The following is a 24,374-nucleotide window of genomic DNA, read 5'->3' as shown; positions in this document are numbered from 1 at the left end:
TCTCTCGCAGTTCTCAGCGTACTGGCTCGGGCAGGCCCGCAGTGCCGAGCACGGGTGCCCCGTATGCAAGGATTGGCCCCATGTCAGGCGAGCCCCAGACCGCAGCATCCGACAGTTCCTCCGGAGCCGAGCAGAACCCCTACGGCGGCGCCTCGGCGCCGGGTGGCCCGAAGCGCGTGCGAACAAGGCACTTCCAGAATGCGAAGCGCGACGGCATCAAGATCACGGGGCTGACGAGCTACGACCAGCTCACGGCGCGCATCTTCGACGACGCGGGCATCGACTTCCTGCTCGTCGGCGATTCCGCAGGCAACAACGTGTTCGGCCATGAGACGACGCTTCCGGTGACCGTCGACGAGCTCATCCCGCTCGCTCGAGCGGTCGCGGGCGCGGTCACGCGTGCATTCGTCATCGCCGACATGCCGTTCGGGTCGTACGAGAACGGGCCCGAGGACGCGTTGCACACCGCGGTGCGGTTCATGAAGGAGACCGGTGCGCACGCGGTCAAGCTCGAGGGCGGCGAACGCTCCTTCAAGCAGATCCGCCGCATCGTCCAGGCCGGCATCCCGGTGATGGCGCACATCGGCTACACCCCGCAGAGCGAGCACGGGCTCGGCGGTCACGTCATCCAGGGACGTGGCGAGGGCGTGCAGCAGCTGCTCGCAGATGCCAAGGCCGTACAAGACGCCGGCGCGTTCGCCGTCGTGCTCGAGATGGTGCCGGCCGACGCCGCACGCCAGGTCACCGAGCTGCTCGACATCCCCACCATCAGCGTCGGAGCCGGCCCTCACACCGACGGGCAACTGCTCGTATGGACCGACTGGGCAGGTCTCACGATCGGCCGGGTGCCGAAATTCGTGAAGCAGTACGCGAACCTGGCGGGAATCCTCAGCAACGCCGCGAAGGAGTGGCGCGCCGACGTCGAGGCCGGCAGCTACCCGAACTCCGAGCACAGCTACGAGTAGACCTCAGTTCTCGGACGCGTCCTCCTCGGCCCACTTCGCGCTGTTGGCCCGCAGTATCTCGAGGGCCCGCTCGGCTTCGGCTCGCGTCTCGAATGGACCGACCCGGTCGACCGACGGCGAGACGAAACCCTGTTCGACCTCACCGGTGTTCATGTTGTACCAGTACATGTGCTCGATGTCCTCGGCCATAGGCTGATCCTATGCCCAAGGATTCCGCCGGCCGCCTGGTCCCCGGACGACTCTCGCCGACCCGATCCGTGCCCGCCGCCATCGACCGGCCCGAATACGTCGGCAAGCGGGCGCCGTCGCCGTACACGGGCGGCGACTGGTACGCCCCCGACGAGGTCGAGCGCATTCGGGTCGCCGGGCGCATCGCCGCTCGCGCGATCGAGGCCGCGGCTGCAGCCATCCGCCCCGGCGTCACCACCGACGAGCTCGACCGCATCGCGCACGAGTACGTCATCGCCCACGGCGCCTACCCCTCGACGCTCGGCTACCGCGGCTACCCGAAGTCGAGCTGCACGTCGGTCAACGAGGTGATCTGCCACGGCATCCCCGACGACACCGTGCTCGCCGACGGCGACCTCGTGAACATCGACGTCACCGCCTATCTCGACGGATTCCACGGCGACCTCAACCACACCTTCCTCGTCGGCGAGGCGGGCGACGAGGCGACCCTGCTCGTCGAGCGCACGCGCGAGGCGCTTGCGCGAGGCATCCGTGCCGTCGCACCCGGCCGACAGATCAACGTGATCGGCCGGGCCATCGAGGCGTACGCGAAACGTTTCGGATACGGTGTCGTGCGCGACTACACGGGTCACGGCGTCGGCCGCGCGTTCCACTCGGGGCTGGTCATCCCCCACTACGACTCGCCCGAGTTCGACACGGTCATGGAGCCCGGCATGGTGTTCACGATCGAGCCGATGCTCACCCTCGGTGCGATCGAGTGGGATGTGTGGGCCGATGACTGGACCGTCGTCACGCGCGACCGCTCGCTGACGGCGCAGTTCGAGCACACCCTCGTGGTGACCGATCGAGGTGCCGAGATCCTGACCCAGCCGTGACTGATGCGCGCCGCCCGCCCGCGCCAGAGCGGCGTGCGTCCGCGCGATAGTCTGGCGCCATGGCGACTGAGCAGGCGATCGGCATCGACATCGGCGGCACGGGCATCAAGGGGGCGATCGTCGATCTCGCGACCGGCGAGCTCGCTTCGGAGCGCACCAAGGTGCGCACGCCCAAGGGCGGCCGACCCGCCGACATCCTCGATGCCACGCGCGATCTGCTCGACCAGCTCGACGAGCGCGGCCGCACGAAGCTCCCGCTCGGTGTCTGCTTCCCCGCCGTCGTGAAGCACGGTCGCACGCTGTCGGCCGCGAACATCTCGGAGGAGTGGATCGGCCTGCCCGCCGAAGAGCTGTTCGAGCAGGAGCTCGGACGCGAGATCCACTTCATCAACGACGCCGATGCCGCAGGGTACGCCGAATCGCGGTACGGCGCGGCCGTGGGCGCCGAGGGCCTCGTGATCCTCACGACACTGGGCACCGGCATCGGGTCGGCATTCCTCTACGACGGCGTGCTGGTGCCGAACACCGAGCTCGGCCACATGGAGGTCGACGGTGTCGGCGCCGAGACGCGCGCGGCGTACTCGGCGATGGAGCGCGAGGAACTCGGCTGGGACGAGTGGGCGACACGCCTGCAGCGGTTCTACGCGATGGTGGAGTTCCTGTTCTCCCCCGACCTCTTCGTGGTCGGCGGCGGCGTATCGAAGCACCACGAGCACTTCCTGCCCCTGCTCGACCTGAAGACCCCGATCGTGCCCGCCGTGCACCGCAACAATGCCGGCATCCTCGGCGCCGCGTCACTCGCCGCCCACTGAGCACGGCACGTCGATCGGTGGGCTCCCCCATCTGCGGCCGAGTCGTTCGGTGCGGCCCTGTGGTTCGGTGCGAGCGGGCCGGCTGATACGCCGGGTTCTGTTCACCGGGCGCTTGCGCGACACCGGCTGGACGGCCATCTCTCTCGGAGCCACGTTGCCGTGACCCTCCAGCGGCCTACCCGGGAACGGGACGGGCAGCCCCATCGTTCCCTGTCTGGCCTTGCTCCGGACGAGGTTTACCGAGCCGACCGCGTCACCGCGGCCGCTGGTGGGCTCTTACCCCACCGTTTCACCCTTACCTCCGGCTTGCGCCGAAGGCGGTCTGCTTTCTGTGGCACTGTCTCGCGGGTTGCCCCGGGTGGGCGTTACCCACCGTCCTGCCCTGCGGAGCCCGGACGTTCCTCGGCGCGCGACCGAAACCGCGCGACGCGACCGTCTTGCCGACCCGCTCGCGATTCCAGCCTACCGTCGGCACCGGTGCGTCACGGCAACGTGCGATCGGATGCCCCACGCCGCGCCCTGCGCGAGGTCAGAGACCCGACTCATCGGTTCGCACCAGGATGCGGTCGCATTCGGGGCACTGCACGACATCGTCGGGCGCTGATCGGCGCACGGTCTCGAGGTCGGACCCGGTGAGCGTGATCGTGCAGCCGCCGCAGGTGCGCTGGCGCAGCAGCGCCGCGCCGACGCCGCCGCCGCGGGCGCGGCGCTGCTCGTAGAACGCGAGCAGGTCTGCCGGGACGCCGCCGGCGACGACCGCGCGGTCGCGCTCGGTCTGGTCGCGCTCCACGGTGAGACCGCCGGCGGCCTCGTCGCGCTCGGCTTCGAGCGTTGCGACTTCGGCGACGATCGCCGCGCGCTGGAGGTCGATGCTGTCGACGGTGACCTCGGCCTCCTCGACCTTCTCCATCACCACGAGCTCCTGATCTTCGAGGTCGTTGCGGCGCTTCGCGAGCGAGGTGAGCTCGGATTCGAGCGCGGCCACGTCCTTCACCGACGAGGTGTGCTGCAGGCGGTCGGTGTCGCGCGCGATACGCGCTTCGACGACGGCGACATCGGATTCGAGCCGAGCGAGCTCGGCCCTGGCATCTTCAAGTCGCCCCACTGCCTCGGCACGAGTGCCCCGGACAGCCGTGTCCCTGGCGCCGAGGTCGGCGAGCGGGGCAGCCTGCGGCAGCGAGCCGAGCCGGTGATCGAGCTGCTGCATCCTGGTGTCGAGCGACTGGAGTCGCAGCAGTTGCTCTTGATCGGCTGGGCTGGCCTTCACGTGGTGCTCCTCGCGGGGATCGGGTGTTGACTCGACATCATTGCACGACCTGGAAGTCCCACGGGTCGGTGCGCACGTCGCTCACCTCGATCTCGAGCCCGGGGTGGGCGATGCGCAGTTCTTCGGCGCCGGTGGCGAGCCAGAGCCATTCACTGGCCCAGTGCGAGACGTCGATGAGGGCCGGGCCGGCTCCGAGCATCGCCTGCTCGCGCGCTTCTGAAGCCGGGTGGTGGCGCAGGTCGGCCGTGATGTAGACGTCGGCGCTCCGCACGGCGGGATGGGTGAGCAGTGAGTCGCCCGCTCCGCCGCACACGGCGATGGCCTCGACGGGGTCGTCGTATGCGCCCGACACCCGCACGCCGGTTGCGGTCGGCGGGAGGATCTCTGCGAGGCGTCGCGCCAGGCGGCCGAGCGTGGTCGGCTCAGCGAGGCGCCCGACGCGCCCGAGCCCGAGGTCGGGGTTCGCGGCCGGGACGATCGGGGCGATGCCCTCGAGGTCGAGAGCCCTGGCGAGGACGGCGGACGTTCCGTGCTCGACGACGTCGGCGTTCGTGTGGGCGCTGATGAGGGCGCAGTCGGCGCGGATCAGCCGGGCGAGCAGGGCACCCTTGTACCGATCCTCGGCGATGCTCGTCACACCGCGAAGCAGCAATGGATGATGGGTCACGAGCAGGTCGGCGCCGGCCTCGACGGCCTCATCGACCGTTGCCGCGACCGCGTCGACGGCGAAACGCACGCGTCGCACGGGGGCCGCCGGATCGCCGCTGACCAGCCCCGAGGCGTCCCAGGACTCCGCGCCCTCGAACGGCCACAGCCGATCGATCGTCGTCAGGATCTCTGCGAGGGTGGCCGGCACCCGACCAGCCTAGCGTCGGGAAGCGCGCACGGAACGGCCGCACGCAGCGGTGTGGCGGTCGCCGCCCGGTCGCACTGCCACCGATACGATCGCCCAACCGTCGAGGATGAGCGGATCGTCACACGCCCGCCGGGGAAGGAACAGTGCGCCGTGGTGGGCCCTGCCGGGCTCGAACCGACGACATCCACGGTGTAAACGTGGCGCTCTACCAACTGAGCTAAAGGCCCGCGATGCATGCGGTGCACGCCAATGCTATCCGAGCGCGGGCGGTGGCGCCGGGCGCCGAACCGATCTCAGAGCATCGCGAGCGCGTCGCGGTACAGCGCGAGGGGCCGAGCCTCGCCTCGCGGTGTCGAGAAGCTCGACACGATGACACCGTCGGCACCGATCACGAAGGTGGCGCGGTGCGCAGTGCCCGCGAGATCGTCGAACGCGCCGTACGCGGCCGCGACCTCGCCGTGCGGCCAGAAGTCGGCGAGGAGCTGGAACCAATACGACTCCGCCTCAGCCCACGCGCGCAAGGTGTGCTTGGAGTCGACCGAGATGCCGAGGAGTTCGACGGTCGAATCGGCGAACATCGCGAAATTGTCGCGAAGCTCGCAGAGCTCGCCCTGGCAGACGCGCGAGAAGGCGAGCGGAACGAACACGAGGGCAACGGGCCTGTCACCGCGGAAATCGGCGAGTCGCACTGGTTGCCCGAACTGGTTGACGAGGTCGAACTCGGGCGCGACGACGCCGGGCTCGAGGATCATGAATGGGCTCCCTTCCGTGATGGCGACCCTCACCCTAGCCGACGGGACCGAATCAGACTCACTAGGATGTCGAGAGGTGCCATGCGGCTGCGAAGCCGGTCCGCGTCGGTACGCGCACGCCCACACGACGCAGGCACGACCTGCAGAACAGAGAGGTCGAGTGTGACTGTCAACGACCAGGATCCGTACTCGGTCGAGGCGCTGGACGCTGATCCCGAAGAGACTTCGGAGTGGTCCGAGTCGCTTGATGCGCTCGTCGCCGAGAAGGGGCACCAGCGCGCCCGCGAGATCATGTTGAGCCTGCTCAAGCGATCGAAGGAACTGCACCTCGGGGTGCCGATGGTTCCGACGACCGACTACCTCAACACCATCGCCCCCGAGAACGAGCCCGAGTTCCCCGGCGACGAAGAGATCGAGCGCCGGTACCGTGCGTGGATCCGATGGAACGCCGCGGTGCTCGTGCACCGGGCGCAGCGCCCCGGCATCGCGGTCGGCGGCCACATCTCGACGTACGCGTCATCCGCCGCGCTCTACGAGGTCGGGTTCAACCACTTCTTCCGCGGCCAGGACCACCCGGGTGGCGGCGACCAGATCTTCATCCAGGGTCACGCCTCACCAGGCACCTACGCCCGTGCGTTCCTCGAGGGCCGGCTCTCGACCGATCAGCTCGACGGGTTCCGGCAAGAGAAGTCGCACGCGCCCGACGGCCTGTCGTCGTACCCGCACCCGCGACTCATGCCCGAGTTCTGGCAGTTCCCGACCGTGTCGATGGGCCTCGGCCCCATCAATGCGATCTACCAGGCGCAGGCCAACAAGTACCTCACCAACCGCGGCATCAAGGATGCCGGCGACCAACAGGTGTGGGCGTTCCTCGGCGACGGCGAGATGGACGAGGTCGAGAGCCGTGGCCAGCTTCAGGTGGCGGCAAACGAGGGCCTCGACAACCTCACGTTCGTCATCAACTGCAACCTGCAACGACTCGACGGACCGGTGCGCGGCAACGGCAAGATCATCCAGGAGCTCGAAAGCTTCTTCCGCGGCGCCGGCTGGAATGTCATCAAAGTGGTCTGGGGGCGCGAGTGGGACGACCTGCTCGCCCGTGACCACGAGGGCGCGCTGCGCAACCTCATGAACGTCACGCCCGACGGCGACTACCAGACCTACAAGGCCGAGTCGGGCGCATACGTGCGCGAGAACTTCTTCGGGCGCGACCCGCGCGCGCTCGAGCTCGTTAAGGACCTCTCCGACGACGAGGTCTGGGGCCTGAAGCGCGGGGGCCACGACTACCGCAAGGTGTACGCGGCGTTCAAGGCCGCCACCGAGCACAAGGGCCAGCCGACCGTCATCCTCGCGAAGACGATCAAGGGCTACGGCCTCGGTCCCGCCTTCGAGGGTCGCAACGCGACCCATCAGATGAAGAAGATGACCCTCGACAACCTCAAGACGTTCCGCGACACGATGCGCATCCCCATCACCGACGCGCAGCTCGAGGAGAACCCCTACCTGCCGCCCTACTACCACCCGGGCGACCAGGACGAGGCGATCCGGTACCTCCACGAGCGCCGCCGCGAACTGGGCGGATACCTGCCCGAGCGCCGGTCGGCGCACACGGCGCTGTCGCTGCCCGACGATTCGGCCTACGCGATCGCGAAGAAGGGTTCGGGCACGCAGGAGATCGCCACGACGATGGCGTTCGTGCGGCTGTTGAAAGACCTCATCCGCTCGAAGGAGTTCGGCCACCGCATCGTGCCGATCATTCCCGACGAGGCGCGCACGTTCGGCATCGACGCGTTCTTCCCCACCGCGAAGATCTACAACCCGAACGGCCAGCACTACACGTCGGTCGACCGCGAGCTGCTGCTCGCCTACAAGGAGAGCCCGCAGGGGCAGATCCTGCACGTGGGCATCAACGAGGCCGGCGCGATGGCCGCGTTCACCAATGTCGGCACGTCGTACTCGACGCAGGGCGAGCCGCTCATTCCCGTATACGTCTTCTACTCGATGTTCGGGTTCCAGCGCACGGGCGACGCGATGTGGGCGGCGGGCGACCAGATGGCGCGCGGATTCATCATCGGCGCGACCGCAGGACGCACCACGCTCACGGGCGAAGGCCTGCAGCACGCCGACGGGCACTCGCAACTGCTCGCGTCGACCAACCCCGCCGTCGTGTCGTACGACCCCGCCTACGGGTACGAGATCGGGCACATCATGCGATCGGGCCTCGAGCGCATGTACGGCGGCAACCACCCCGACCCGAACGTCATGTACTACCTCACGGTCTACAACGAGCCGATCATCCACCCGGCTGAGCCCGAGGGGGTCGACGTCGACGGCATCGTGCGGGGTCTGCACCGCCTCAGCGAGTCGACGCAGGGCGGGCCGAAGGCCCAACTGCTCGCGTCGGGCGTCGCGGTGCCGTGGATCATCGAGGCGCAGCAGCTGCTTGCGAACGACTGGGGCGTCTCGGCCGATGTCTGGAGCGTCACCAGCTGGTCCGAGCTGCGCCGCGACGGCCTCGCCGCCGACGAGCACAACTTCCTGCACCCCGACGCCGACCGGCAGGTTCCCTACCTCACGCAGAAGCTCGCGGGCGCTCGCGGACCGTTCGTCGCCGTGTCCGATTTCATGCACGCGGTGCCCGACCAGGTCCGCGCCTACGTGCCCGGGCCGTTCGCGACCCTCGGCGCCGACGACTTCGGGTTCTCCGACACGCGTCCTGCGGCACGTCGATACTTCAAGATCGACGGACCATCGGTCGTGGTCCGCACGCTCGAGATGCTCGCCGAGCGCGGTGAGATCGACCGGTCGCTGCCTGCGCAGGCGATCGAGAAGTACCGCCTTCACGACGTGAATGCGGGAACCACCGGATCGGCCGGCGGCGAGAGCTAGCAGGCGTCGAGGTGGCGACGAAGCCCAGAACGAAGGCGCAGACGCTCGCATGGTTGCGCACCATCGCGGGTGAACTGTCGACGGCGACGCTCAAGCGACTCGAAGACACGCTGCCGTGGTACGGCGACATGCCGCCCAGCCGTCGGTCGGCGGTCGGCCTCGTCGCCCAGGCCGGCATCTCGTCGTTCATCGCGTGGTTCGACGACCCTCGATCGACACCGTGGATCGCGGCCGATGTGTTCGGCGCTGCGCCGCGCGAGCTCCTGCGCTCGGTGAGCCTGCAGCAGACGCTGCAGCTCATTCGGGTCACGGTCGAGGTCGTCGAGGATCGCATCAAAGACGGCGGCGAGCCGCTCCGCGAGGCCATCCTGCTGTATTCGCGCGAGATCGCGTTCGCGGCTGCCGACGTCTACGCCCGCGCCGCTGAGGCGCGCGGACTCTGGGACGCGCGCCTCGAGGCGCTCGTCGTCGACTCGATCCTCTCGGGCGAGGCCGACGACGAGCTGCCGAGTCGCATCGCGGCCCTCGGCTGGCATGGCCACGGCGAGGTCGCCGTGCTCGTGGGCACGACCCCGAAGCAGCTCGATGTCGATCACCTGCGGCGCGCCGCCCGGCACATGCACGCCGACGTGCTCATCGGCGTGCAGGGCAGCCGGCTCGTGCTCGTCATCGGTCGCGCCGACGCCGACGAGCGCGAGGGCGAAGAGGCCATCGGCACGGCGCCGGCGCTCACCTTTCTCGAGATCGCCTCGCAGCTCGAACCTCATTTCGGGTCGGGCCATCTCGTGCTCGGCCACGCCGTGCCGAACCTCGTCGACGCGTCGAAGAGCGCGAAGGCGGCGCTCGCGGGATTCGCGGTGGCCCGATCGTGGCGGAACGCGCCGCGTCCGGTGCATGCCGACGACCTGCTCCCCGAGCGTGCGCTCGCCGGCGACCCGCTCGCACGCGCCACGCTCGTGCACCGCATCTACCGGCCGTTGCAGGCGCACTCGACCGAACTGCTCACGACCCTGTGGAGCTACCTCGACAACGGGCGCTCGCTCGAAGCGACCGCCCGCGAGTTGTTCGTCCACCCGAACACGGTTCGCTACCGCCTGAAGCGGGTCTCCGATGTCATCGGCTGGGACGCCACGGGCGCGCGCGAGGCGCTCATCCTGCAGTCCGCGCTCATCATCGGTTCGATGAGCGACCATGAGCACGCCCCGCGACGTTCGGGCAGCTGACGCCTGTACCGTCGAGACAAGGCTTCCGCGAAGAGCTTGTAGCGTGTGCACACCCGACATGCCGTCGTGATTGGCAGACTGGGGTGGTGATTGTCGTCGTCGCCCCAGGACAGGGCTCGCAAACCCCCGGTTTCCTCGCTCCCTGGCTCACCGAACCCGCATTCGCCGACCACCTCGCCGCGTTGTCCGAGGCGGCCGGTCTCGACCTCGTCCGCCACGGCACCGAGAGCGACGCCGACACGATTCGAGACACCGCTGTCGCGCAGCCCCTCATCGTCGCGGCTGGCCTGCTCACGTTGAACGCGCTGCTCGACGGCGACCGCGCGACGAAGCTCGGCGGCATCGCCGGGCACTCGGTCGGCGAGATCACCGCCGCGTCGGGCGCCGGCGTGCTCGCCGAGGCCCATGCGATGCGCTTCGTCTCCGAGCGCGGCCGAGCGATGGCGGATGCCGCGTCGCTCGTGGCGACCGGAATGAGCGCCGTACTCGGCGGTGATGAGGAACAGTTGCTCGCCCGGCTCGCCGAGCTGGACCTCGAGCCCGCGAATTTCAACGGCGGCGGCCAGGTCGTCGTCGCGGGTGCCCTCGATGCCCTCGAGCAGCTGAAGGCCGAACCCCCCGCCGGCTCCCGAGTCATCCCGCTGCAGGTCGCCGGCGCGTTCCACACCCGCTACATGCGACCCGCCGTCGAACGCCTGGCAGCCGTCGCCGCGAGCCTCGCCCCGGCCGACCCGAAGCTGCCCCTCTGGACCAACCGCGACGGCAGCACCGTCGCATCCGGCAGCGCCTTCCTCGAACTGCTCGTCGGGCAGGTGTCGTCCCCCGTGCGGTGGGATCTCTGCATGGCGTCGTTCCACGATGCCGGGGTCACCGGCATCATCGAACTCGCCCCGGCAGGAGCACTCGTCGGTCTCGCCAAACGGGGGCTGAAGGGCGTGCCCACGGTCGCCGTGAAGACTCCCGACGACCTCCCCGCCGCCATCGAGCTCATCGAGCAGAGCGCCTGAGCGACCGCGCTCATCACACGAGAAAGCCGAGTATGACGACACCCACTCTCAAGCAGTCGCACGGCCCCGCGTTCACCCGCATCTACTCGCTGGGCGCGGCACGTGGCGAGAATGCCGTCCCGAACAGCGAACTCATCGGGCCCATCGATTCCTCGGACGAATGGATCCAGCAGCGCACCGGCATCATCACCCGTGCACGCGCCGGGGCCGACGTGCCGGCGGTCGACCTCGCGACCGATGCGGCGCGCGAGGCGATCGAACGCTCCGGGGTCGCCCCCGACGCGATCGATCTCGTCATCATCGCCACGATCTCGAACGTGCGGCAGACCCCGTCGATGGCCGCGGTCGTGGCCGACCGCGTCGGTGCGAATCCGGCCGCCGCCTATGACACCAACGCGGCGTGCGCCGGCTACGCCTACGCCGTTGCACAGGCCGATGCCCTCATCCGCGCGGGTGCCGCGACCTACGCGCTCGTCATCGGCGCCGAGAAGCTCTCGGACGTCGTCGACCCGACCGACCGCAGCATCTCGTTCCTGCTGGGCGACGGCGCCGGCGCCGTCGTGATCGGTCCGAGCGAAACGCCCGGCATCGCGCCGACCGTGTGGGGGTCCGACGGCTCCAAGGCCGACGCCGTGAGCATGAACGCCACGCTGACCGAGTTCCGCGACGGCACCGCCGAGTGGCCGACACTGCGTCAGGAGGGCCAGACGGTCTTCCGGTGGGCGGTCTGGGACATGGCGAAGGTCGCGAAGCAGGCGCTCGAGGTCGCCGGCGTGACGAGCGACGATCTCGCCGCCTTCATCCCCCATCAGGCGAACATGCGCATCATCGACGAGTTCGCCAAGCAGCTCAAGCTTCCCGAGTCGGTCGTGATCGCGCGCGATATCGCCACGACCGGGAACACCTCGGCCGCGTCGATCCCCCTCGCGACCCACCGCCTGCTCGAGGAGCATCCCGAACTCTCTGGGGGCCTCGCCCTGCAGATCGGCTTCGGCGCCGGACTCGTGTTCGGTGCCCAAGTGGTGGTTCTGCCCTGAACCGCCTGTCCACCTACATCTAGACTGTCTCTCGGTCAAACGAGACACCCCTCAAGGAGAAGAACCATGGCATTGTCCACCGAAGAAGTGCTTGCCGGCCTGGCCGAGCTCATCAACGACGAGACCGGCATTGCGACCGACACGGTTGAGCTGGACAAGTCGTTCACCGACGACCTCGACATCGACTCGATCTCGATGATGACGATCGTCGTCAACGCCGAAGAGAAGTTCGACGTGAAGATCCCCGACGAAGAGGTCAAGAACCTGAAGACCGTCGGCAACGCCGTCGACTTCATCGTCAAGGCCCAGGCCTAGCCGCTGCGTGGAGCGGGCCTCGGCGTCAAGCCGGGGTCCGCTCGATTCAGTTTCGACTGTTCTCCCAACGGAGTGAATCTCGTATGACCAAGAAGATCGTCATCACCGGTATCGGTGCGACCTCACCGCTCGGCGGCACCGCGCGCGACAGCTGGAACGCGCTGCTCGCCGGCGAGTCGGGCGCGCGCGCTCTCGAGCAGGAGTGGGTCGAAGAACTCGCGCTCCCGGTCACCTTCGCCGCGTCGGCGAAGGTCGCCACGGCCGACGTGCTCGAGCGCCACGAGGTGAAGCGACTCGACCCGTCGAGTCAGTTCGCCCTCATCGCCGGCCGCGAGGCCTGGGCCGACGCCGGTGCTCCCGAGGTCGCGCCCGAGCGGCTCGCCGTCGACTGGTCGACCGGCATCGGCGGCGTGTGGACCCTGCTCGACGCGTGGGACACCCTGCGCGAGCGCGGCCCCCGCCGAGTGCTGCCGATGACCGTGCCCATGCTCATGCCCAATGGTCCGGGCGCCGCCATCGGCATGGACCTGCACGCCCGCGCCGGCATCCGCACCGTCGTGTCGGCGTGCGCGTCGAGCACCGAGGCGCTCGTCAACGCCTACGACCACCTGCAGCAGGGCCTCGCCGACGTCGTCATCGCGGGCGGTTCCGAAGCCGCCATCCACCCGCTGCCGATCGCCGCATTCGCGTCGATGCAGGCCCTCTCACGCCGCAACGACGACCCCGCGGTCGCCTCGCGACCGTACGACATCTCCCGTGACGGCTTCGTGCTCGGTGAGGGCGCTGCGGCGCTCGTCGTCGAGACCGAAGAGCACGCCAAGGCGCGTGGTGCCCGCATCTACGCCGAGCTGCTCGGCGGCGCGGTGACGAGCGATGCCTACCACATCACGGCGCCCGACCCCGAGGGCTCGGCCGCCGCACGCGCCATGACGGCGGCCGTCGAGGGCGCGGGTGCGAGCCTCTCCGACGTACACCACATCAATGCGCACGCGACCAGCACGCCGGTCGGCGACATCGCCGAGTACAACGCGCTCCGGCGCGTCTTCGGCGACGGGCTCGAGGGTATCGCCGTGTCGGCGACGAAGGCCTCGACCGGTCACCTGCTCGGCGGCGCCGGCGCCATCGAGGCGCTGTTCACCGTGCTCGCCCTCCATGAGCGCACGCTGCCCCCCACGATCAACCTGGGCGAGCAGGATCCCGAGATCCCGCTCGACGTGGTCACGTCACCGCGCGCGTTCGACGGCGAGGGCATCGCCATCAGCAACTCGTTCGGCTTCGGCGGCCACAACGCCGTCGCGGCGTTCCGCACGGCGTAGTCGCGCACCGCGTCACCGACGCGAACACATCCCAACGAGAAGACCCCGGTCGCGTACGCGCCGGGGTCTTCTCGTCACGTCTCGCGAGCTTCGCTCGTGCGTCGCCGGGATGCTTCGACCGACGATCGCGTCACGCCGCTGCGCGAGCCGTGCCTCGCTCACCCCACCTGGTGCAACCAGACGACGGGGGCGAAATCACTGGCGTGACGGAACGGCTCGAGTTCGTCGTCCCAGGCCTGCCCGAGCGCGAGCCGCAGCTCACGATGGAGTTCGCGCGCGTCGTGGCCGCCGATCTCCATCGCATAGCGGATGCGGTCCTCGGGGATGACCGTGTTGCCGGCGGCGTCGGTCTGCGCGAAGAACACACCGAGGTCGGGAGTGTGCATCCAGCGGGCACCATCGGCCCCGGGCGAGGGATCTTCACTCACCTCGAATCGCAGCTGCTCCCAGCCGCGCAGGGCGGACGCAAGCTTCGCCCCGCTGCCCGGATCGCCCTGCCAGGTGAATTCGGCACGCATGCTGCCGCGCAGCACGGGCTGCTCCTGCCAATCGAAGTTCACCGCGGTGCCGAGCGCCGTGCCGGCCGCCCACTCGACATGCGGACAGAGCGCCCGCGGCGAGGAGTGCACGAAAAGCACACCTTGCGCGGCGCGTGCAGGCCGCACGACCGTCTCTGCCATCTCGATCTCCGTTCTGTGAGGTGCGTCTTCCCCTACGACCTCTGAACGTTCGGATGACCGGTGTTCGATTGTCGACGGACCGAGCCGTCATCGCCGATTATGCCCCGGATCAGGCGGGCTGACAAGCAATCCGCCCGCCGGGCGCGCCGCAGCTCTCGGGATTCATTCGAACTGTATGCTCAGTGAATCATTCCCCCGATCGAATGGAGCACCGAATGGCCGTGCGGGATGCACTGCTCGCCCTGCTCACCACCGGCCCCGCATACGGCTTCCAGCTGCATGGTGCACTCGAGACACGCACGGGTGGTCGCCGCCGCGTGAATGTCGGTCAGACCTACGCCACGATCGAACGCGCGACGAAGGGCGGTCTGATCGAGTCGGCCGGCACCACCGCCGACGGCCTGCCCCTGCACCAGCTGACGAAGGCCGGCCGCGAGGCCGTCGAGGCCTGGCTCGGCGGCGCGGATGCCCCGGGCGCCGACCCGTGGGACGAGACGATCGATCGCGTGCTCGTCGTCGCCTCCCTGCCCGGGCTCGACCCGTCGGCCGTGCTCGCCGCCGAGCGCCACCGCTGGGATGCACGACGGCTCGCGGCGGAGTCGACGGCGGCCGAGCTCTCGAGCGAGACTGCGTCGGGCGGTGCGGCGGCCGAGCTGCTGCGTCTCGCGATCGCCGCGGACGCCGCTCGGGCAGTGGCGGCCATCGACTGGCTCGATGTCGTGACGCGAGCCGTGACATCCGGACCACCGCTCTCGTTCGCACCGAACGAGCAACGACCGCGCCGCGGGCGCCGCCCCGGCAGTGCAGCGGTCGCGGCTCAGGAGTCGGCCATCGCATAGCTGTCGACGATCGCCAGCTCGAGCGGGAAGTCGACCGGGAAGTCGCCGAACAGCATACGTGCGGCCGCCGCGGCGGTCTCGCGGACCGCGACGGCGACCTCGTCGGCATGCTCACGAGGCGTGTGCACGATGATCTCGTCGTGGAGGAAGTAGACGAGATGCGGCATCCGCGCGAAGACGGGACCCGAGCGTTCTGCGGGCGCGGCGACCGGCGCGAACTGCGCCAGGCGCGGGCGTAGGGCCGCCATCCAGCAGATCGCCCACTCGGCGGCGCTGCCCTGCACCACGAAGTTGCGCGTGAAGCGCCCCCAGTCGCGGGCCACCGAGCGTGCGCGCCGTTCGTCGGCGGGCGTCGCCTCGGGCTGGCTCGCCCGGGCTTGCACCGCCCGCCAGCCGTCACCCGGCGGCGGCGAGGATCGCCCCAGGTTCGTGGTCACCACTCCCCCGCGTTCGCCGGTCGCCGCAGCCCGGTCGACGAGGGCCATCGCGCGCGGATACGCCCTCGCCAACCGCGGCACGAGGCGCCCGCTGTCGCCCGTGGTCGCTCCGTACATGGCGCCGAGGATCGCGACCTTCGCCTGCTCGCGGCTCTCGACGACGCCCGACTCGACGATGCCGCGGTAGATGTCGCGGCCGCGGCCAGCGGCGGCCATGGCCTCATCGCGAGCCATCGCGGCGAGCACCCGCGGTTCGAGCTGGGCGGCGTCGGCGACCACGAGCGTCCAGCCGGGGTCGGCCGCCACCGCGCTGCGCACGAGTTTCGGGAGCTGGAGCGCGCCCCCGCCCGAGGTCGCCCAGCGCCCCGTCGCGGTGCCGCCGGGAACGTAGTCGGGTCGGAACCGACCGTCGTGCACCCACTCGTCGAGCCAGGCCCAGCCGTTGGCGCTCAGTAGTCGCATGAGCTTCTTATAGGCGATGAGCGGCTCGATGGCGGGGTGGTCGTGCTCGCCGAGCTCCCACCGCGACGTCGAGTCGACCTGGATTCCGGCACGACGCAGGGCACGCAGCAGATCGACCTGGGAATCGAGATTGACGGATGGCCCGTCGAGCGCCGCGCGTACCTCGGCCCCGAGTCGCTCGACGCGTGCGGGCTTGAACCCCGGCTTGGGCTTGGCGCCGAGCTCGGCTTCGAGCACTCGCTCGTGCACGGTGCGATCCCACGGAAGTCCGGCGGCATGCATCTCGGCGCCGATGAGCGCGCCGGCCGATTCCGCGGCGAGCAACAGGCGCAGCGCACGGGGGTCGGCACTTTCGACGACCATCGTCTGCTGGCGCTCGAGTTCTCGTGTCAGGGATTCGTTCGTCTCGTCGGCCCCGTCGGCTCCCTCGGGTGCGGATTCACCCGTCGCGCCGTCTTCGCCGGCTGCGGTCACCGGGCCGAGGCCTCCGAACGCATCGAGATCGAACAGGGTGTCGCGCGAACGGATCGCGGCCACGGCCGGCGCCGGGGCCGTCGTGCCGGGCCCGGCCGGGCCGGGCGCCAACCACGTCGGGTGTGGATGTCGCCCGGATGACCTGAGCTTCTCGGTCAGCGTGGAGCGATCGAGGATGGCCGCACACAGTCGCAGGTCGTGACACCGCTCGATGCGGACTCCGGCCTCGAGCAATGCGGGATAGATGCGCTGCGTCTCAGCCCACACCCACCGCGGATGCGACGCTGCCTCGAGGTCGCGCACGGCGGCCGGGAGTTCGTCGATCGTGATGACCGCGACTGGTTCTGCGCTGCGCACGGGATCGACGATCGCGAACCGACCCCGGTCGGATCTCGCGATGATCAGCTGCACCACCCCATTCTGGCGGTCACCTGCGACAGTGCCGCCGGTCGCGGGAGCCGGCGCCGCCACGATGTCGGTGGCTGCAGCGACGATGAGGTCATGGAGTCTTCAGGAGGTCGGCGTTGGTCGCAGTGAGCTTCGGGTGCGGCCACGGTGGCGACCGCGGGGCGCCAGGTACGGTGACGCTCGGGCGCGTGTGCCCCCTGTGCATGCTGATCCATGAGACTCACCGCTCGCGAAGCGAGCTCCTGCGCAAAGTGGCACCACCACACCGCGCCGCGCTCGCACGTGAGACGCGCATCGGCGCCGAGTACGAGTGGCGCTGCCCGCGCGGCCACGATCGCTACCGTGCCACCGTACGAGAGGTGCTCACCGGCACCGCGTGCGCGAAGTGCCGCGCGAACGCCGCCGGGCCTGCGGCCGCCGGTGAAGCGGGCGTGCCGTTCATGAATCCCGCCCTGCGCACGCGCACGTCGCAGACCGAGCAGCGGCTCAAGGCACTGCTCGGCGAGCGCATCCGCCTGAACCACCGGGTCAATTCCATCCACATCGCACGCACGTTCTACGGGCGGCAGGAGGTTTGGCCCGATGTCATCGTGCCGCAGCTGCGCATTGCGGTCGAGTACGACGATCCCGGCCGGTCTCGGCGCGCTCACCTCGGGCTCAAGGAGGCATCCGACCTCGACAAAGACGAGGCGCTCCGCGAAGTCGGCTGGCAGGTCATCCGCATCCGCGCCGCAGGGCTCGAGCCGATCGGGCCGCACAGCATCGTCTGCAGGCAGCTCACACCGGTCGTGATCGACGAGGTCGTCGCCCTCATGCGGCGAATCAGGGGCGATGCCGCCGTCGACGCGATCTCGTTGGCTCGGCCGGCGCAACGAGCGTGACTGCGCCGAGTCACCTCACTACGTAGCCCGAACGGCAGTAGCGCGATGGTCTCACCCTGCGAGGGAGCGCCCCGGTGCGTCGGCAGATGACCCTGATCGCAGGTGCGTCGCGTTCGGGCTTGCGATCGCCTCGGTGCGCTCGAGGGCGATTCGGCCACCGAGGTGCTCGAAGCGCGATCCTCGCTCCATCAGCCCCGCGCTCGCATGGCGCACCGCGGTCTGCCTACGGCAGCATCGTCATCCAGGTCACGATCAGCAGGAGCACGCCCATCCCGAAGTCGAGGATGGCGCAGAACTCGGCGAACGCACGCGTGACGACCTTGTCGCGGCGGTGGTGCACCACGTCCCACACCCCGTGGCCGATGACGGCCGCCGCACCGACATACGCCGCGACCGCGGGGCCGAGGTTCAGGGCGACGATGCTGACGACCGTGAACCCGGCGAATCCAACGGCCTGAATGGCGAGTTCCCGCAGACCGCCCCGTTCCAGCGTGATCACCCCATACGTGACGAGCAGCGCGGCGATGGCCACCAGCGGAATGGTGAGGTCGAGCCGGGTGAAGACGCCGACCGGCACGAACACCGCCGCGACGACGAAGGCGACCCAGGCCGCACGGCGGCGCGAGGTCGCGGCCGCGGTGAGGTAGGCGAGGGCCGCGAGCATCGTCACCAGGGCGACCACGTACACGTCGGCCCCGCGGAAGGATGTCGCGGCGATCATCACCAGCCCGAGGGCGCTCGGCCAGCGCGACCGCAGGAGCGCACCCATCGTCGGTCGGTGCTCCTCCGTCGTAGCGGACTCCGGCGCGAAGTCGTTGCCTGGCATTTCTGCGGCTCTCCCCTACGTGCGGTCGTGCACGGATGGACCGGCGCCCGAGTTCCTCGGGCCCGGGGTGATGATCAGGACGACGAGTGCGGCGGCGATGGCGACGGTCGCTCCGGTGATGAAGCCGCGATCGAAGCCGGCCGTGCTCGCACCACCGTCGGCGCCGGCTCCGGTTCCGGCGACGGCGATGCTCGAGGCCGCCGTGCTCGAGATGACGGCCGCGCCGATCGACGCTCCGAACTCGTGGAACGTGCTGACGATGCCCGATGCGAGACCGGCCTCGTGCGGCTCGATGCGACCCAGCGCGGTTGCCGAGGCGACGACGAAGGCGATGCCGGTTCCCGCGCCGGCGATCGTCACTCCGATCACCATCGCCCCCGTTCCGTCCCAGAGCACCGGCACCGCCATTCCGGCCGCCGCGACGAGGAGCCCGACGACAGCGAGTATCCGGGCGCCGAGGCGACCGATGACGCGGCCGGCGAGATTCGCGCCGGCCATCGTGGCGAGAGCGACGGGCAGGAAGAGCAGGCCGGTGATGAGCGGGTCGTAGCCCTGATAGTGCTGCAGGTAGAACGTGCCGAGGAAGAACACCATGATCATCAGCGCCGTGGCGACCAGGATGAGCACCGTGCCGGCCGCGACCGGCCGACGCGCCAGCAGCCTGAGGTCCATGAGTGGGGTGCGCGCGGTGAGCTGGCGGACGACGAATCCGACGTAGAGGATGACCGAGACGACTGCGAGCCCGACCGTGGTGAACGTGCCCCAACCATGATCGCCGGCCCGGATGAGCGCGAAGATCAGCGTTCCCGTGGCGGCGGTGACCAGCACAGCACCCAGCACGTCGAGCCGACCGCTGGGGGCGGGTCTCCGCTGCGGCGGGAGCTGGGCCCGGATCATGAGCAGCAGGATGATCCCGACCGGGACATTCACGATGAACACCCACGGCCAACCGGGTCCGGCGGTGAGGAGCCCCCCGAGGAGCACACCGAGTGCCGCGCCGCCGCCGCCGAGCGCCGACCAGATTCCGAGCGCCCTGTTGCGCTCATCGCCGTCGAACAAGGTGACGACCAAGGACAACGCCGCCGGCGAGAGGATCGCCGCCGCGATCCCCTGCGCGATCCGCCCGGCCAGCAGCATCGGCCCCGAGGTCGCGAGCCCGGCAACGAGGGACGCGAGCACGAACAGCGCCAGGCCGACGAGCACGAGACGCCGGCTGCCGAACAGATCCGCGGCACGTCCGCCGAGCAGCAGCAGCCCGCCGAACGCGAGCGTGTACCCGCTCATCACCCACGTCAGCGTCTCCCGGCTCAACTCGAGGTCGGCGCCGATCTGCGGTAGCGCAATCGCGACGACGGTGATGTCGAGGATCAGCATCAACTGTGCGACGCCGACCAGCCCAAGGATTCGCCACCGGGCCGAGGGTGGGCCGGCGGGCGCAGCTGCGCAGGTGATCTTGGGTGTGCTGTCGGACACGGTGCGACTCCCAGGAGCTAAGTTGAACAAGCGTGTATCGAATTACAGCGTACAACATAACTCGAACATGTCTATTCGAATTGGGAGAATGGCGTAGTCGGCACGCATCGAAGCCACCCGAGCGGGCGAATGCCGGCGAGAACGTGGAAAGGCTCATCCGGCCCGCGATCGGATGCCTCGGACGGGACCCTGACGCGAGCTTTGGGCAGATGGCGCAGAGGACGCGAGTAGGGCCGGTCAGCGATGAGCGCGATGAATGAGGCGAGCGGACTCGCGACCTCGCCGACGACGAGGTCGGCTTCGGTCGACACCCATGCAGTGGCGCGCCCGGGCTGAAGTGCAGCTCGGTCGGGTCCCATCCCCCGCCCGTGTGCCGTGGGCCGGAACCGTCGCTCATCCAGGCGCTCGAAATAGGCGTCGCTCATTCTTCGATGGCTCCGCCGATGGAGCGGAGGTGTTGGCGGAAGGTCGTGCCGTCTCGGTCACGGGCTGCGAGGAACTCCGTGAACCGGGCCTGTTCGCGGAAGCTGGTGCCGAGGTTCATGCGGGCGGCCTGGTGGCGCTCGGTGTCGCGGATCGTGGTCGCGAGTGCGGCGATCTCGGCGGCGCGGTCGAGGGGCAGGAAGAGCACGCCGTCGTCGTCGCCGAGCACGAAGTCGTCGGCGGTGACGGTGTGTATGCCGAACCTGGCGGCGGTGAGCGCGTCGGGTTCCTGGGCGTCGAGGCGTTGCGGACCGCCGGGCAGCGTGCCCTGGCTGAAGACGGGCAGGCGGATGTCGCGCAGCTCGCGCGAGTCGCGGTGCAGGCCCCAGATCACGATGCCGGCCAGGCCCGCGAGGCGGGCCTCGAGGGTGACGAGGTCGCCCACGCACGCCTCGTCGTCCCTGCCTGCATTGTCGACGACGAGCACGTCGCCCGGCTCGGACTGCTCGAAGGCCTCGAGGAACACGTCGACGCTCCCGACGTGACGTGATGGGCGAGCGCGGCCGACGACATGCGTGTCCTCCCAGATCGGGCGCACGCTCGCCGGTGCCTGGCGGATGGGCATTCCCAGGCGCAAGATCGCGTCGGCGACATGCGGGGTCGTGAGGTCAAGGTAGGTGCGTTGCAGTTCGATCGCGTCCATCAATCGTCCTCCTCTGTGGGCTTGGTGCACGTGAGTTCATTCTCGCGCTCACGGCGGCGCCCTTCGCTTTGCCAGCGCCACGACCCCAGTTCGCCGCCCTCGCCCGCGGCAGGTGCCGCCGGCTTCCGCGGGGTGCCGATGCCGAGCACCTCAAACGAGTGTGAGCTCTACCGCGGCTTCTTCGAGTTCAGTCGTGCATCCGTGCGCGCTCGACGATGCGGTCGACCACGTTGCGCGGGCCGCGCAAGCCGATGCCGACCAGGTCGAGTTCCGCGGACGGAACCCGTGCGACGGCGGGGAATACGATCCGACGAACTGACGTTCAACCTCTTCGACCGTGCAATATATTGCATATCACGGTCAGTTCTCGCTGATCGCCAAGACGCGCCGGACGAACGCCGGCGCGATAACGGAAGGAAGGCTCATGACCAGCACTTCGAAAGAGATCAAGAATGTCGTTCTCGTCCATGGCGCGTTCGCGGATGGTTCGGGATGGCGCGGCGTGTACGACAATCTGACGGCCAAGGGATACAGGGTCACGATCGTGCAGAATCCGCTCACCTCCTTGGAAGACGATGTCGCGGCGACCACGAGGGTGCTCGATCTTCAGGACGGCCCGACGATTCTCGTCGGCCACTCCTGGGGCGGCACTGTCGTCACCGAGGCGGGAGATCACCCTAACGTCGCCGGGCTGGTCTACGTGTCTGCACTGGCGCCTGACGAGGGCGAAACCACCGCACAGCAGTATGAGGGATTCGCCGAGACGCCTGACTTCGTGATCGACATCGTCGACGACGGATACGGCTTCCTGAACCACGACAAGTTCAAGGCCGGATTCGCTGCGGACGCGAGCGAGGCCGACGCCGCGTTCCTCCGCGACACGCAGATTCCCATCAACATGTCGGTCTTCGAGACTCCGGTCAAGAGCGCCGCCTGGCGCGACAAGCCGAGCTGGGCGGTCATCGCGACGGAGGATAGGTCATTCGACCAGGCCATGTTGCAGCACATGGCTACACGCATCGGCGCGGACATCACCAATGTCTCAGCCAGCCACGCCCTGTTCATGACGCAGCCCGGCGTCGTATCCGACGTCATCGTCACCGCGGCACGGAACGCCATCAACACGGCACGCTGAGCGCACCAACCGCTTCACCCAATGGCCGGCTCGCGCGTCGCGCACGAGCCGGCTTCAGGACCTTCGTCACTCGTCGCCGTGTCGCACCGCCGTAGGCTCCCCGATTGAACGAGCAACACCGCTGAGTGCTGGGGAGGTTCATCATGAAGGTACTCGTCGCCTACGCGAGCAAATACGGCGCGACGGAGGGCATCGCGCAGCGCATCGGTGAGCAGCTGCGAAAGCGCGGGCTTGAGACCGATGTCACGCGCTGCGACGACCTGCGCGACGCATCCGGATATGACGCATACATCATCGGCTCGGCAACGTACGCGTTCAACTGGCGGAAGGATGCACGGAAGTTCGTCGAGCGGAACGTCGGCGTGCTCTCGGCTCGCCCTACCTGGCTCTTCAGCAGCGGCCCGTTAGGCACGGAGACGGTCGACAAGGAGGGCAACGACGTCCTGAAAGGGGCGGAGCCAAGACAGTTCGCTGACTACGCCGACCTCGTCAACCCGAGGGGTGCGCAGGTCTTCCGCGGCGCATACGACCACGACAAGATCCGCGGCGGCGATCGGATCATCGCGTGGATGCCCGCGATCCGCGACATCCTGCCGTCCGGCGACTTCCGAGAGTGGGACGCGATCGACGCGTGGGCGGACTCCATTGCCGACGACCTCGGCGCCACGGCGTGACCGTCGACCCATGTGACTTTCGGCCCAACCGCACCGACTTCCCATGCGCACGCTGGTGCCATGTTCACGCGAATCATTGTCGGATGGAACGACACATCTCAGTCGCAGACCGCCGTGACCTGGGCGCTCGAGCGAAACACGAACGAACCGATCACCATCGTCCACGCGATCGGCGGCGCAGCTACCGCGAGCGAGTACCTCCGCGCGGGCGGCGAGCTCTCGGAACAACGCGCAAAGCTCATGGACTTTGCCGACCGAATGCGCGCGGAGCACCGGGGACACGACATCACGACGCGAACCGCGCATGGTTCGCCAGCCGACTTGCTCGGTGAGTATCTCGAGCCCGGGACCCTCGTCGTCGTCGGGGCTCCGAAGCATCGAACGCGTTCGAGGTGGAGCGTGGGAGCCCGCCTGGCCAGCCGTCACAAGGGGGGAACTGTGGCGGTCATCCCGTCGACCTCGGCGGGCGACGGCCGTGCGAGCGTCGTCGCCGGGGTCGACGGTTCCGACGCATCTCTTGGTGCAGTCGACCTCGCCGCCTCGGAGGCGAAGCGCCTCGGCTTGCCGTTCGAGATCATCCACGTCTGGCTGGTGCCGCGGAGTTGGAGCCCGCTGGTAGGCGAGTACGCCAACGACGTCAATGCGTACGAGAAGATGCACCGTGAGGTACTCAACGCCGCGCTCGAGTACGCGCAGAGCATCCAATCCGAACCCCGCGGCCGACTCGAGACCGGTGTTGCTTCCGAGGTGCTCGCCGAAGTCGGCAGAAACGCGGCCGTCCTCGTACTGGCAAGCCACAGCTCAGGTGCCTTCTCGAGGTTCCTCCTGGGTTCGGTGAGCCACGAGGTCATCCTCGATCCGCCGGCACCGGTGCTTGTCGTCACGCCCTATGTGGATCAAGTCGAGGATCTCGTGTTCGACGACGATGACTTCGAGGTCGACCTCGGCGAGGTGCGCCCGGCAGAGTGAGGGCGAGGCCGTCGATCACTGGCCCTGCCACCACCACGGCATCATCGGGCCGAGCTGCTCCGGAATGTACGTGAAGACCCGCGAGATCGCGGTCGTGAGGATCCAGAGTCCGAATCCGGCCGCGGTGATGATCCACGCGATCATCCTGTGCTGCTCGAAGTCGGGAAGCAGGCGCCCCTCTTTGTCGCGCTGCACACCGGCCAGCGTCAGGATCAAGTCGATGGGCCACCAGATCCCGAGGCCCCCGATGGTCAGGAGCTTGAGGATGCCGGTACCGATCTTGCCGAGATAGAAGCGGTCGACTCCGAGAAAGCCCAGCAGCCACGAGAACATCCACGTTGCGATGAACGATCGGTCGGACAGGGCAGTCGGCTGGGCCGGGACAGGCCCTCCGGCACTCGGCGCGGTGGGTGGATACGTGGACATGGTGACCTCCTTTGACCCCTTCACTGTGCAATCGAGCGCGGTGTCACTTCGGGTCGAAGGT

25 protein-coding genes, 1 tRNA gene, 1 other RNA gene and 1 pseudogene are annotated in these 24,374 nt (G+C 68.9%); 15 read left to right on the top strand and 13 right to left on the bottom strand.

The window, feature by feature from the left end; genetic code table 11:
• The first annotated feature begins 80 nt into the window (after positions 1–80).
• Positions 81–965, top strand: a complete 885-nt coding sequence (gene panB / locus LSF15_RS03175; protein ID WP_232497079.1) for a 3-methyl-2-oxobutanoate hydroxymethyltransferase — start codon at positions 81–83, stop codon at positions 963–965.
• Positions 966–968: 3 nt separating this feature from the next.
• Here panB and LSF15_RS03170 read toward each other — a convergent pair whose 3' ends face one another.
• Entirely contained in the window at positions 969–1,154 is a 186-nt protein-coding gene (locus LSF15_RS03170; protein WP_232497078.1) for an SPOR domain-containing protein, read from the bottom strand.
• 11 nt (positions 1,155–1,165) lie between these two features.
• Between LSF15_RS03170 and map the strand changes: the two genes are divergently transcribed.
• Positions 1,166–2,029, top strand: a complete 864-nt coding sequence (map, locus tag LSF15_RS03165; RefSeq protein WP_232497077.1) for a type I methionyl aminopeptidase — start codon at positions 1,166–1,168, stop codon at positions 2,027–2,029.
• Positions 2,030–2,088: 59 nt separating this feature from the next.
• A complete protein-coding gene (gene ppgK, locus LSF15_RS03160) occupies positions 2,089–2,841 on the top strand; it encodes a polyphosphate--glucose phosphotransferase (protein WP_232497076.1) in 753 nt (250 codons plus the stop codon).
• 70 nt (positions 2,842–2,911) lie between these two features.
• On the opposite strand, the gene rnpB is transcribed toward ppgK, so the two are convergent.
• From rnpB to LSF15_RS03135, 5 genes are all read right to left on the bottom strand, one after another.
• Positions 2,912–3,289: RNase P RNA component class A (gene rnpB, locus LSF15_RS03155), an RNA gene on the bottom strand.
• 81 nt (positions 3,290–3,370) lie between these two features.
• Positions 3,371–4,108: a zinc ribbon domain-containing protein gene (locus tag LSF15_RS03150; RefSeq protein ID WP_232497075.1), complete on the bottom strand. Its 738-nt coding sequence runs from the start codon at positions 4,106–4,108 to the stop codon at positions 3,371–3,373.
• A 37-nt stretch (positions 4,109–4,145) separates the two neighbouring features.
• Positions 4,146–4,964: a Nif3-like dinuclear metal center hexameric protein gene (locus LSF15_RS03145; RefSeq protein WP_232497074.1), complete on the bottom strand. Its 819-nt coding sequence runs from the start codon at positions 4,962–4,964 to the stop codon at positions 4,146–4,148.
• A gap of 151 nt (positions 4,965–5,115) precedes the next feature.
• Positions 5,116–5,191 (bottom strand) — tRNA-Val (locus tag LSF15_RS03140).
• 66 nt (positions 5,192–5,257) lie between these two features.
• On the bottom strand, positions 5,258–5,716 hold the full coding sequence (locus LSF15_RS03135) for a peroxiredoxin (protein WP_232497073.1): 459 nt from the start codon (positions 5,714–5,716) through the stop codon (positions 5,258–5,260).
• A 162-nt stretch (positions 5,717–5,878) separates the two neighbouring features.
• On the opposite strand from LSF15_RS03135, the gene aceE reads away from it, so the two are divergent.
• The 6 genes from aceE (at position 5,879) to LSF15_RS03105 (ending at position 13,503) form a co-directional block, all read left to right on the top strand.
• Positions 5,879–8,605, top strand: a complete 2,727-nt coding sequence (gene aceE, locus LSF15_RS03130; RefSeq protein WP_232497072.1) for a pyruvate dehydrogenase (acetyl-transferring), homodimeric type — start codon at positions 5,879–5,881, stop codon at positions 8,603–8,605.
• Positions 8,606–8,616: 11 nt separating this feature from the next.
• Complete coding sequence (locus LSF15_RS03125; protein ID WP_232497071.1) at positions 8,617–9,828, top strand: PucR family transcriptional regulator; 1,212 nt, start codon at positions 8,617–8,619, stop codon at positions 9,826–9,828.
• 86 nt (positions 9,829–9,914) lie between these two features.
• Entirely contained in the window at positions 9,915–10,835 is a 921-nt protein-coding gene (locus LSF15_RS03120) for an ACP S-malonyltransferase (protein WP_232497070.1), read from the top strand.
• A 32-nt stretch (positions 10,836–10,867) separates the two neighbouring features.
• The gene (locus LSF15_RS03115) at positions 10,868–11,872 is read left to right on the top strand and encodes a beta-ketoacyl-ACP synthase III (RefSeq protein WP_232497069.1); all 1,005 of its coding nucleotides are present in this window, start codon (positions 10,868–10,870) and stop codon (positions 11,870–11,872) included.
• A gap of 66 nt (positions 11,873–11,938) precedes the next feature.
• Positions 11,939–12,187: an acyl carrier protein gene (locus LSF15_RS03110; RefSeq protein WP_022894469.1), complete on the top strand. Its 249-nt coding sequence runs from the start codon at positions 11,939–11,941 to the stop codon at positions 12,185–12,187.
• Positions 12,188–12,270: 83 nt separating this feature from the next.
• Positions 12,271–13,503: a beta-ketoacyl-[acyl-carrier-protein] synthase family protein gene (locus LSF15_RS03105; RefSeq protein WP_232497068.1), complete on the top strand. Its 1,233-nt coding sequence runs from the start codon at positions 12,271–12,273 to the stop codon at positions 13,501–13,503.
• Between the two features lie 158 nt (positions 13,504–13,661).
• On the opposite strand, the gene LSF15_RS03100 is transcribed toward LSF15_RS03105, so the two are convergent.
• Positions 13,662–14,183: a DUF3145 domain-containing protein gene (locus LSF15_RS03100; protein ID WP_232497067.1), complete on the bottom strand. Its 522-nt coding sequence runs from the start codon at positions 14,181–14,183 to the stop codon at positions 13,662–13,664.
• Between the two features lie 215 nt (positions 14,184–14,398).
• Here LSF15_RS03100 and LSF15_RS03095 point away from each other — a divergent pair, with 215 nt between their 5' ends.
• The gene (locus tag LSF15_RS03095) at positions 14,399–15,022 is read left to right on the top strand and encodes a PadR family transcriptional regulator (RefSeq protein WP_232497066.1); all 624 of its coding nucleotides are present in this window, start codon (positions 14,399–14,401) and stop codon (positions 15,020–15,022) included.
• Here the strand turns inward: LSF15_RS03095 and LSF15_RS03090 are convergent.
• A complete protein-coding gene (locus LSF15_RS03090; RefSeq protein WP_372459916.1) occupies positions 15,001–16,752 on the bottom strand; it encodes a bifunctional 3'-5' exonuclease/DNA polymerase in 1,752 nt (583 codons plus the stop codon). The genes LSF15_RS03095 and LSF15_RS03090 overlap by 22 nt on opposite strands.
• A gap of 302 nt (positions 16,753–17,054) precedes the next feature.
• On the opposite strand from LSF15_RS03090, the gene LSF15_RS03085 reads away from it, so the two are divergent.
• The gene (locus LSF15_RS03085) at positions 17,055–17,684 is read left to right on the top strand and encodes a putative endonuclease domain-containing protein (protein ID WP_232497064.1); all 630 of its coding nucleotides are present in this window, start codon (positions 17,055–17,057) and stop codon (positions 17,682–17,684) included.
• A gap of 223 nt (positions 17,685–17,907) precedes the next feature.
• Here LSF15_RS03085 and LSF15_RS03080 read toward each other — a convergent pair whose 3' ends face one another.
• The 4 genes from LSF15_RS03080 to LSF15_RS18725 all read right to left on the bottom strand — a co-directional run bounded on the left by LSF15_RS03080 (position 17,908) and on the right by LSF15_RS18725 (position 21,416).
• On the bottom strand, positions 17,908–18,453 hold the full coding sequence (locus LSF15_RS03080; protein WP_232497063.1) for a hypothetical protein: 546 nt from the start codon (positions 18,451–18,453) through the stop codon (positions 17,908–17,910).
• Between the two features lie 72 nt (positions 18,454–18,525).
• Complete coding sequence (locus LSF15_RS03075; protein ID WP_232497062.1) at positions 18,526–19,983, bottom strand: MFS transporter; 1,458 nt, start codon at positions 19,981–19,983, stop codon at positions 18,526–18,528.
• Positions 19,984–20,404: 421 nt separating this feature from the next.
• Positions 20,405–21,109, bottom strand: coding sequence for an RraA family protein (locus LSF15_RS03070; RefSeq protein ID WP_232497061.1), 705 nt, complete (start codon positions 21,107–21,109; stop codon positions 20,405–20,407).
• Positions 21,110–21,296: 187 nt separating this feature from the next.
• Complete coding sequence (locus LSF15_RS18725; protein WP_308188425.1) at positions 21,297–21,416, bottom strand: DUF2000 family protein; 120 nt, start codon at positions 21,414–21,416, stop codon at positions 21,297–21,299.
• A gap of 117 nt (positions 21,417–21,533) precedes the next feature.
• Here LSF15_RS18725 and LSF15_RS03060 point away from each other — a divergent pair, with 117 nt between their 5' ends.
• The 4 genes and pseudogenes from LSF15_RS03060 (at position 21,534) to LSF15_RS03050 (ending at position 23,887) form a co-directional block, all read left to right on the top strand.
• Positions 21,534–22,244, top strand: a complete 711-nt coding sequence (locus LSF15_RS03060) for an alpha/beta fold hydrolase (protein WP_232497060.1) — start codon at positions 21,534–21,536, stop codon at positions 22,242–22,244.
• 143 nt (positions 22,245–22,387) lie between these two features.
• Positions 22,388–22,918, top strand: coding sequence for a flavodoxin domain-containing protein (locus tag LSF15_RS03055; RefSeq protein WP_232497059.1), 531 nt, complete (start codon positions 22,388–22,390; stop codon positions 22,916–22,918).
• Between the two features lie 60 nt (positions 22,919–22,978).
• Positions 22,979–23,311 (top strand): annotated as a pseudogene (locus LSF15_RS19155) (universal stress protein); the annotation flags it as partial.
• 45 nt (positions 23,312–23,356) lie between these two features.
• Complete coding sequence (locus LSF15_RS03050) at positions 23,357–23,887, top strand: universal stress protein (protein ID WP_232497058.1); 531 nt, start codon at positions 23,357–23,359, stop codon at positions 23,885–23,887.
• Between the two features lie 15 nt (positions 23,888–23,902).
• Here the strand turns inward: LSF15_RS03050 and LSF15_RS03045 are convergent, their stop codons facing one another.
• The gene (locus LSF15_RS03045) at positions 23,903–24,313 is read right to left on the bottom strand and encodes a TM2 domain-containing protein (protein ID WP_232497057.1); all 411 of its coding nucleotides are present in this window, start codon (positions 24,311–24,313) and stop codon (positions 23,903–23,905) included.
• Positions 24,314–24,374: the final 61 nt, after the last annotated feature.

Source organism: Agromyces humatus (assembly GCF_021228295.1).
Lineage (GTDB): Bacteria > Actinomycetota > Actinomycetes > Actinomycetales > Microbacteriaceae > Agromyces > Agromyces humatus.
Note: the sequence above shows the minus strand (reverse complement) of the source record. Positions and strands in the feature narration are given on the sequence as shown.

Coding starts and splice junctions, on each gene's coding strand:
- panB (WP_232497079.1), top strand. CDS start 81: ATGTCAGGCGAGCCCCAGACCGCAGCATCCGACAGTTCCTCCGGAGCC.
- LSF15_RS03170 (WP_232497078.1), bottom strand. CDS start 1,154: ATGGCCGAGGACATCGAGCACATGTACTGGTACAACATGAACACCGGT.
- map (WP_232497077.1), top strand. CDS start 1,166: ATGCCCAAGGATTCCGCCGGCCGCCTGGTCCCCGGACGACTCTCGCCG.
- ppgK (WP_232497076.1), top strand. CDS start 2,089: ATGGCGACTGAGCAGGCGATCGGCATCGACATCGGCGGCACGGGCATC.
- LSF15_RS03135 (WP_232497073.1), bottom strand. CDS start 5,716: ATGATCCTCGAGCCCGGCGTCGTCGCGCCCGAGTTCGACCTCGTCAAC.
- LSF15_RS03115 (WP_232497069.1), top strand. CDS start 10,868: ATGACGACACCCACTCTCAAGCAGTCGCACGGCCCCGCGTTCACCCGC.
- LSF15_RS03110 (WP_022894469.1), top strand. CDS start 11,939: ATGGCATTGTCCACCGAAGAAGTGCTTGCCGGCCTGGCCGAGCTCATC.
- LSF15_RS03105 (WP_232497068.1), top strand. CDS start 12,271: ATGACCAAGAAGATCGTCATCACCGGTATCGGTGCGACCTCACCGCTC.
- LSF15_RS03100 (WP_232497067.1), bottom strand. CDS start 14,183: ATGGCAGAGACGGTCGTGCGGCCTGCACGCGCCGCGCAAGGTGTGCTT.
- LSF15_RS03095 (WP_232497066.1), top strand. CDS start 14,399: ATGGCCGTGCGGGATGCACTGCTCGCCCTGCTCACCACCGGCCCCGCA.
- LSF15_RS03080 (WP_232497063.1), bottom strand. CDS start 18,453: ATGGGTGCGCTCCTGCGGTCGCGCTGGCCGAGCGCCCTCGGGCTGGTG.
- LSF15_RS03070 (WP_232497061.1), bottom strand. CDS start 21,109: ATGGACGCGATCGAACTGCAACGCACCTACCTTGACCTCACGACCCCG.
- LSF15_RS03060 (WP_232497060.1), top strand. CDS start 21,534: ATGACCAGCACTTCGAAAGAGATCAAGAATGTCGTTCTCGTCCATGGC.
- LSF15_RS03055 (WP_232497059.1), top strand. CDS start 22,388: ATGAAGGTACTCGTCGCCTACGCGAGCAAATACGGCGCGACGGAGGGC.
- LSF15_RS03045 (WP_232497057.1), bottom strand. CDS start 24,313: ATGTCCACGTATCCACCCACCGCGCCGAGTGCCGGAGGGCCTGTCCCG.